Here is an 8,177-nt window from a genome sequence, read left to right as displayed (position 1 = left end):
TCTTTCCCTGAAACCATACCGAGGTACCTGCTAAGAAGGTGAATATTGGTGCGCAAAAATGAGTTATCCACCTTGTCATAAACAAGGCAGGAGTTGTGGTGGCGAGATCTAAAGGATCCTGAGTCCAGGCCTGGATATGAAAGAAATCACGGGTATGATCGAGTGCCATAATTATCATGACCAGGCCACGAAGAATATCAATCGAGTCAATGCGATTGCCCGCAGCTAACGCACTGTCCGTCATTGTAAAAGTTTCTTTCATAAGTGATTTCCTTAATCTTAATTAAATCTACAGAAAACACTTATAAATAAAAAGCCTGAGGTCTGAGGTCTGGATACAGAGGCCTGAGGTCGGAGGTCTGAGCAAACGGCATATAAAAGTTGGACGCTTTGGTTTGAAGTGGCAAGCGGTAATGTTATCCAAACACATCCCAAACTATGCTGAACACATCGCAAATATTAAACAAATAAAAGGAGCTCACACAAACAAGCTCCTTTTTAGTTGTAGAACAGCGTTTAGTTTCAGACTTCAGACCTCCGACTCCCGGTCAATGCACCAGTGAGAAATCGATCTGCCTTTTACTAAGGTCGACTTTCTTAACCATGATTGTCACTTCATCGCCAAGCTGGAACTTCTTTTTTCGTCTCTGGCCAATAATGCAATAGTTCTTTTCATCAAGCACGTAGAAGTCATCGTTCAGGTCGCGTAGGCGTACCATTCCTTCACACTTGTTTTCGATGATCTCTACATACATTCCCCATTCCGTTAACCCGGAAATAATTCCTTTGAACTCCTGACCAATATTACCCTCAAGGTATTCAGCTTGTTTATATTTTACCGAGGCGCGTTCGGCGTCAGCTGCCTTTTTCTCCATCTGGGATGAATGCAATGACATTTTCTCATATTCTTCCTCATTCACAGATTTCCCGCCCGCAAGATAAAGCTCTAATAAACGGTGAACCATCACATCCGGATAGCGCCTGATAGGAGAGGTGAAGTGGGTGTAATAGTCGAATGCCAAGCCGTAGTGGCTATGTTTTTTTGTAGTATAGATAGCTTTCGCCATGGAGCGGATAGCTAATTGCGTAAGAACGTTCTGTTCTTTCTTTCCCTCAACATCATTCATTAAAAAGTTCAATGAACGAGCAGTCTCCCGTCCCGAACTGATGTCTATTTTATACCCGAACTTGAGTGCAAACTGTGAGAAACTAAGCAGGGCATCCTCTTTTGGTGTGTCGTGTGAACGGTAAACAAAGGTGAGTTTTTGCTTGCCTTTACCTTTTTTAGCGATAAACTCAGCAACTTTTTTATTGGCTAATAACATGTAATCCTCGATAAGCTTGTGCGCATCCTTGCGTACCTTTACGTAAACCCCGAGAGGCTTGCCGTGCTCATCCAATTGGAATTTGACTTCAGTGCTTTCAAAGCTGATCGCACCATGCTTGAACTTCCGGTCTCTTAATTTATAGGCCAGTTCATTTAATTTCAGAAGCTCTTCGCTGTGCTGCCCCGTTTTGTTCTCAAGGATCTCCTGAGCCTGCTCGTAGCTAAACCGTGTATCAGAATGGATGATGGTCTTTCCAAACCATTCGTTGATAACATTCGCTTCTTTGTCGAGTTCAAAGACCGCCGAGAAGCATAATTTGTCCTCGTTAGGCCGCAATGAACATAAACCGTTAGATAATCGCTCAGGGAGCATAGGTATAACCCTATCGACCAGATAAACCGATGTTCCTCTCTCAAATGCTTCTTTGTCCAGCGCAGAGTTTGGCCGTACATAATGTGATACGTCTGCAATATGGACTCCCACTTCTACAGTTCCGTTATTCAGTTTTCTAAATGAAATCGCATCGTCAAAATCTTTTGCGTCAGCAGGATCTATAGTAAATGTTAAAATATCACGGAAATCCCTTCTTTTAGCAATCTCTTCTTTTGTAATAGCCTCAGGAATTTCCTCCGCTTCTTTTTCTACTTGCGATGGGAATTCAAGCGGGAAACCGTAATCAGCAAGGATAGCGTTCATTTCCGCATTGTTCTCACCCCGCATTCCAAGTACGTGAGTAATCTCGCCAATTGGATTTTTAGCATCCTCAGGCCAGTCGGTGATACGCGCAACTGCTTTTTCGTTATCTTTTCCACCCTTCAGGCCGTCCAGCGGTATAAAGATGTCGTGAAGCATCTTTCGGTCATCCGGCACAAAAAACGCAAACCGTTCGGACAACTTGATTATCCCGGTAAACTCCATTTTGGCTCTTTTGATGATCTCTACAACTTCACCGTCCTTCTTCCGTCCCTTGCTTTTAGCATACACATACGCTTTTACGGTATCGCCGTGCAGCGCATTTCGGAGCTTCCGTGGGGCAATGAAAATATCTTCCTCAAATTCATCTTCGCTAACGATATATGCGGAGCCGTCGGCGGTCATGTCGACTCTGCCGGTCACGAATGTTTTAAGTTCTTTTAATATAAATTTGCCTCTTTCAGGCTCTGATAACAAGCCCTTGCGGCTTTCGTCTTTTAAGATCTGTAATATTAATTCGCGCGACTCGTCGTCATGCAAGTTTATTTTGGAGGCAACTTGTTTATAATTTAATGGCTTGTTTCCTGATTTTTCGAAGACGCTACTGATAAGCTTTGTTAAAACCAGGTTAAAGTTATTGGGTTTCTTTTTTGACATTTTGTACTAATTTCTTCTAAGATAAGGATACGTTGTAACTTATAAGTTAATTTATGATTTGACAACAGATGAAACCGTAAGCGGTTTTTTAAAGATTGCTTCACTACGTTCGTAAGGACAACGTCGCTTTTTAAAGAATGGGGGGGAAGACGAGGCTCAGTCTCGTCTTCTCCCCCATTAGTCCCCAACTAGGCGTGTCATTGCGAGCAGAGCGAAGCAATCTGCTGATTATCGCAAGGCATCAATCTTTGGAGAAGAGCGAAGCAATCTATTAATTGGACATGGCGTGCACCTGCAAGCATAACTCTCTGTTGAATTAGCCCGGAGAATTTGCGTAACATCTTTTGATGAGACTAATACCCCTTCTTAGGAACTAGGAATCAATCTTATAGCGACTGTAAGTGCCCGTACCAATACTGAATTAACCAGTTACTCAGAACCCACAATGATAATTGCCTCTTCCAAAAGCAGCGGTAAAGATTTAAATCTTAATAACAGCTGCGAAGTAGTGATCACATCTTTTTCACAATAGGCCCTGATCCTTTCGAGGTTTCTTTCTTTCCAATAAACATGATGCACCTCGCTGCCATCAATGTCATCTTTAGGGGAGGGAATATTGAACACCTCGGCCAGCAGGTTTAAAGAAGTGTAATTCTTGTAGTCTCCAAACTTCCACAGATCCATCGTGTCAAGGTGATTTACATCCCAGGGTTTTTTCCCGTGGATGTTTAGCTGTGCAGGAATTTGAATCCCATTGATTAGCATTCTCCGGCATAGATAGGGGAAATCGAACTCTTTACCGTTATGAGCACAAAGAATTAGAGTGTTAGATAGCTTTTGTAAAGTTACGGCAAAAGATTCCAGGATAGTTTTCTCCTCGTCTCCATAAAAAGATTTTACCCGCAGCGATATCTCCTTTTTCTCCAAAGAGAATATGCCTGCTGAAATGCAAACTATTTTTCCAAATTCTGCCCAGATTCCGCCACGGGAGTAAAAATCTGCAGGACTTTCTCCGTCTTTTCTATGGAACCGTGTCTTATATTCCCACAGATTTTGATACTGACCCGGCACTTCCTCAAACGACGAATACTGAGGGACGGTTTCGATATCAAGAACCAGAATCTGACGTAAATCGATATTCTCCAGCATAATGCTGTAAAATAGGAAAGGTGTTTTAATTAGTAAGAGTATGTGGTTGGGACTATTGAGTAAACGGCTAGGTTTATTAATTAATAAACTCATGAAATCTACCCGCTTATGGCCGCGGAGGCCTAGTTCTTTGCTGTAGGTCAAAGAACCAAACCCCACCGCTGCGTCTGCTGCTTCGGAAGTTTCTGCAGAGGCTTGGATAGTGCTATCCGCACCAGCCGAGGCGGATGAAAACGTGAACGGAGATTCCGTGGTTAGGCCTAAGCAACGTACACAGCGTTGGTTGGTGTTAGAATGGCTGGCCTGCGGCCCGCAATGCAAACGACATTCGAGTGAGGCGGTGTGCTCGTTTCCGGCTCAAGTCGAATCCACCCATAATTAAATTATTTTCGGTTGGTATGCATTAAGTACGATGGGTAGCTGCCTTTAATAGTTCTTCTGGCACTGCAGGTTGCAGGATTCGCCCTCTTGAAATTTGGCAGTAAAGGCCCGTTTTAGCGTTTGCAGATACTTTCATTTCTTGCACTGCCGTCAGCAATCCGGAGAAGTGTTGCACATTCATCCATCACTTTCACTGACTCTCCCACGGCTTGGATTGCGCCTTAGGACTAAAGCGTGGATTTACAACAAATATCAGGCAGGCGCGGCTCTTTGCTTACTTTCCAGCTGAAGGGAAAGTAGGTGCCCCTCCGCCGGCAAGAGGCGGGCAAACTATATTAAAGCGTAAGAACTGATTATATTAATTCAACTCTTTCATTAATTTATCAAACTCAGCTCTAAGCTCATTTAGTTGATCTTCCAGTTTTGCGACCCTTTCTTCAAGTTGCGCCGTATTAGCAATGGATGGCATTTCGGGAGAAGCTTCTAAAGATTTATCCGGAGCGTCACCTAACAAATGGACATACCTCACTTCTTTTTGTCCGGGTCTTCTGATCATCGCTTTAACGAAAGCCATTTCAGGCAGGGATAACTTTTGAAGTACTTCAGTAACTTCATCAAGTGTTTCAAATTCGTATAGACGAGCTGAATTAGTATTGAGCTCTCCGGGAGTTAGAGGACCTCTCAAAAGCAGTAGACATATTATCGTAAGTTCAGAAGGTACAAGCGGATAAACAATAGCGAAATTATGCTTAAACTTTACAACCCGGCTTGAACCGCCTGTGGCTGTTGAGATCAATCCTTTCCGTTTTAGTGAATCGAGTGTTTGAATGATCAGTTCCTCGTCGTATTGGACAATAGGGTACCGGGAAGTCTTCTGGTTACATGCAGCAGCGAGACTGTTTAAGGTCATTGGATAGTGGTCAGGAGTAGTCCTGCTTTTTTCCATGAGCGAGCCAAGAACTCGCTGTTCTGCAGCTTCAAGATTGGGGATATTCTGTTCCATCATCAAAGATAACAGACAGAGATAATTTTCCTTCCCGATGGGTCAAAAAATGTTAATAATTCCTTCAGCCTTTTTGGGGCATTTTCAAGGGTTTAAAAAACATGACAGAGGCAAAATGTTACTAGCTAAAGGTCGTATGTTTTGCAGGACACAATAGTGTAAGCAAAATACTACGTTCTATAGCTTACCCGGCAAGTCTGGAAGCTCTGTTACGAAGTTTCATAATCTCTTTCCCGGCTTTTTTAAGCCACATGTCTTTTTTCACCTGAATGCCGGAATATATAATTTCTGGCTGTTTCATCCCGAACAAATACTTTACAAGCGTTCCATCTGGATACGCGGTGTTTGCTACTTTTAATATAATTTCCATTGGTATAATTTGTTATATACCTTTGAATATCAATCACTGTGCCACTGGACGGAGGAAAGGGGCGGATGGGAGGAAAAGTTATCAACCAATCATGACACCCGGTTTATTTAGCACCGGTATACGGATGAGGTTTGATTCGACAATGCTTTCGGGAACAAAAATAAATTTCTTATCGTAGATTTGCCCTTTTAAATAGTAACTGAGCCAATATTCGTTGGTTAACCCGAACACCTGCTCATCGATCATTTCGATCATCGCATAGTCGCGGGGTGCGACTTTTCCAATGGAATGGCGCAGGATCGAAGTTTTTACTGTCTCACCATTTTTCTCACCATAGCCTTTCGAACTAATCAGGACAGTTTCGATAGCTTCGTCCTTTAAATTGATCAGATACACATTCCAATTCTTGGATTCCGGGCTTGCACTCTCCATCACGACTGCAATGGATACGTTCTCCACAATGTTTTCTGGCAGGTCTTTTTTCATACGTTAATGTTCGGCAGACCGACTATTTTTTTGCTTTTACAGGAGATTTTTTTGCTGCTGGTTTTTTTGATGCCTTTTTCACCTTGGGGGCAAATGCATCGGGCACTTGTTCTGTAATAAATTTCTTCACTGTGTCCAGGGGAAGTACTGCAAGTTCGTCCGCGGTGAATTTATCGTTAGTTGCGGAATTCTTTCCGAGTTTAAGCATCATCTTGCCAAACCGGATAAAAGGCCCCCATCGTCCGTTTTCAATCGCGATCTTTTCACTTTCCCATTGCTGGATAAAGCGATTGGATTCCTTTTCTATTTTCTTGCTGATAAGTTCCTCGATTTCTGCCTGGCCGAGCATGTCGAAGTTGTAGCGGGCCGGAACATTAATATACAAGTTATTCCATTTGATAAAAGGACCAAACCGACCCTTGCCTTTTGTTACTCCAAGACCCTGAAATTCAGCAATAGGGGCATCAGCAATGTTTTTTTCATTTATTATTTCGACAGCGCGATCAAGATTCACAGATAGTGGATCCTCACCCTTTGGCAGCGATATAAAGCTTTCTCCCCATTTAATATAGGGACCAAATCTTCCTATTCCTACACTTACTTCTTTATCCTGGTAATTTTCAAGCTGGAAAGGAAGCTTAAATAAATCCAAGGCTTCTGACAGCGATATCGTTTCAATCATCTGACCGGCACGAAGGCTCGCATATCTTGGTTTCTCACTGTCTTCGTTTTCGGCAGCTTCACCAATCTGTACGAACGGGCCGAAACGGCCTATACGTACCGATATTTTTTTCCCTGTTTCCGGATCTACACCCAGATCGCGCTCACCGCTTGCCCTGTTTGCATTCTGTAAAGTAGTTTCAACTTCGGAATGGAAAGGATTATAAAAAGCCCGGAGCATTTCTGTCCAGTTCTTCATTCCTTGTGCTATCTCATCAAATTCTTTTTCCACTGAGGCAGTGAAATTAAAATCTACGATCCCTTTAAAATGTTCAACAAGAAAATCATTAACAACGGCACCAATATCAGTTGGGAACAGCTTGTTCTTTTCTGCACCTGTGTTTTCCGTTTTAATGTCTGATACTATCTTTTCGTCTTTAAGCTTAATCACCTGGAAATCGCGTTTCTTGCCCTCGCGTTCCTCTTTCACTACATAGCCACGATTCTGTATAGTAGAAATGGTTGGTGCGTAAGTAGACGGCCTGCCAATACCCAGCTCTTCAAGCTTTTTAACCAGACTGGCTTCAGTATACCGGGCTGGTGGACGTGAGTAACGCTCGGTGGCATTCATTTCACGAAGATTCAATTTCTGTTCTTTACTTAAAGGAGGAAGGATCGAGTTTTCGTTCTCCTCGTCAAGGTTTATCTCTTGCTCTTCCTCGTCAGTTGATTCTGTGTAAACTTTAAGAAAGCCATCGAATTTCATCACCTCTCCATTTGCGACAAAAACTTCGCTTCTGGTAGAGATGTCAATTTTAGCGGTCGTCTTTTCAAAAGCTGCTTCGGCCATTTGTGATGCAATTGAACGCTTCCAGATCAGGTCATAAAGCCTTTGCTCGGATGGATCCCCGCTTATAGTATGCTGTTCAAAATACGTAGGCCTGATAGCTTCGTGGGCTTCCTGTGCGCCTGCAGATTTGGTTTTATATTTTCTTAACTGGTGATATTTTTCGCCGAATGCTGATTTTATCTCTGCCGCAGCTGCATTTAAAGCTGTGTCGGAAAGGTTAACAGAGTCTGTACGCATATATGTGATCTTTCCATGCTCATAAAGCTTTTGCGCAACTGACATCGTCCTGGCAACTGAAAATCCCAGTTTCCTGCTCGCTTCCTGCTGTAGCGTTGAAGTAGTGAAAGGTGCGGCCGGGTTCCGTTTAGTAGGCCTGGTTTCGAGGCTGTTAACCGTGAATATTGCATTGATACAGTCCTTCAAAAAGCTTTCTGCCTGAGGTGCCTGTTCAAAACGTTCAGGAAGCTCAGCGCGGAAAACTTCTCTCTGACTGTCTGTAAAGAAAATTGCTACAACCCGGAATGCAGCTGTGGGCTTGAATTTGTTTACTTCGCGTTCACGGTCAACAATAAGCCTTACTGCTACCGACTGAACCCGGCC

Annotated in this window: 7 protein-coding genes; all 7 read right to left on the bottom strand. The window is 43.1% G+C overall.

Features of this window, described 5'->3' with window-relative positions; translation table 11 throughout:
• Nucleotides 1-262: heparan-alpha-glucosaminide N-acetyltransferase domain-containing protein (locus tag WKF69_RS15875; RefSeq protein WP_340383108.1), on the bottom strand; the 262-nt coding region annotated here is incomplete at its 3' end.
• 286 nt (nucleotides 263-548) lie between these two features.
• Nucleotides 549-2,678 (bottom strand): ribonuclease R, encoded by a 2,130-nt coding sequence (gene rnr, locus WKF69_RS15870; RefSeq protein WP_340383107.1) that lies wholly within the window; start codon nucleotides 2,676-2,678, stop codon nucleotides 549-551.
• Between the two features lie 429 nt (nucleotides 2,679-3,107).
• Nucleotides 3,108-3,827 carry a 3'-5' exonuclease gene (locus WKF69_RS15865; RefSeq protein ID WP_340383106.1) on the bottom strand — a complete coding sequence of 240 codons (720 nt, stop codon included), beginning with the start codon at nucleotides 3,825-3,827 and terminating at the stop codon, nucleotides 3,108-3,110.
• A gap of 739 nt (nucleotides 3,828-4,566) precedes the next feature.
• Entirely contained in the window at nucleotides 4,567-5,214 is a 648-nt protein-coding gene (locus tag WKF69_RS15860) for a YceH family protein (protein WP_340383105.1), read from the bottom strand.
• Nucleotides 5,215-5,395: 181 nt separating this feature from the next.
• Complete coding sequence (locus WKF69_RS15855; RefSeq protein WP_340383104.1) at nucleotides 5,396-5,581, bottom strand: hypothetical protein; 186 nt, start codon at nucleotides 5,579-5,581, stop codon at nucleotides 5,396-5,398.
• Nucleotides 5,582-5,662: 81 nt separating this feature from the next.
• Nucleotides 5,663-6,067, bottom strand: coding sequence for a hypothetical protein (locus WKF69_RS15850; RefSeq protein ID WP_340383103.1), 405 nt, complete (start codon nucleotides 6,065-6,067; stop codon nucleotides 5,663-5,665).
• Between the two features lie 22 nt (nucleotides 6,068-6,089).
• On the bottom strand, nucleotides 6,090-8,177 hold a 2,088-nt coding region (locus WKF69_RS15845), incomplete at its 5' end, for a DNA topoisomerase (RefSeq protein ID WP_340383102.1).

This window comes from Daejeonella sp. (assembly GCF_037719425.1).
Taxonomy (GTDB): domain Bacteria; phylum Bacteroidota; class Bacteroidia; order Sphingobacteriales; family Sphingobacteriaceae; genus Daejeonella.
The sequence above is the reverse complement of the archived record's forward strand: the minus strand, read 5'-3'. Positions and strand labels throughout refer to the sequence as shown.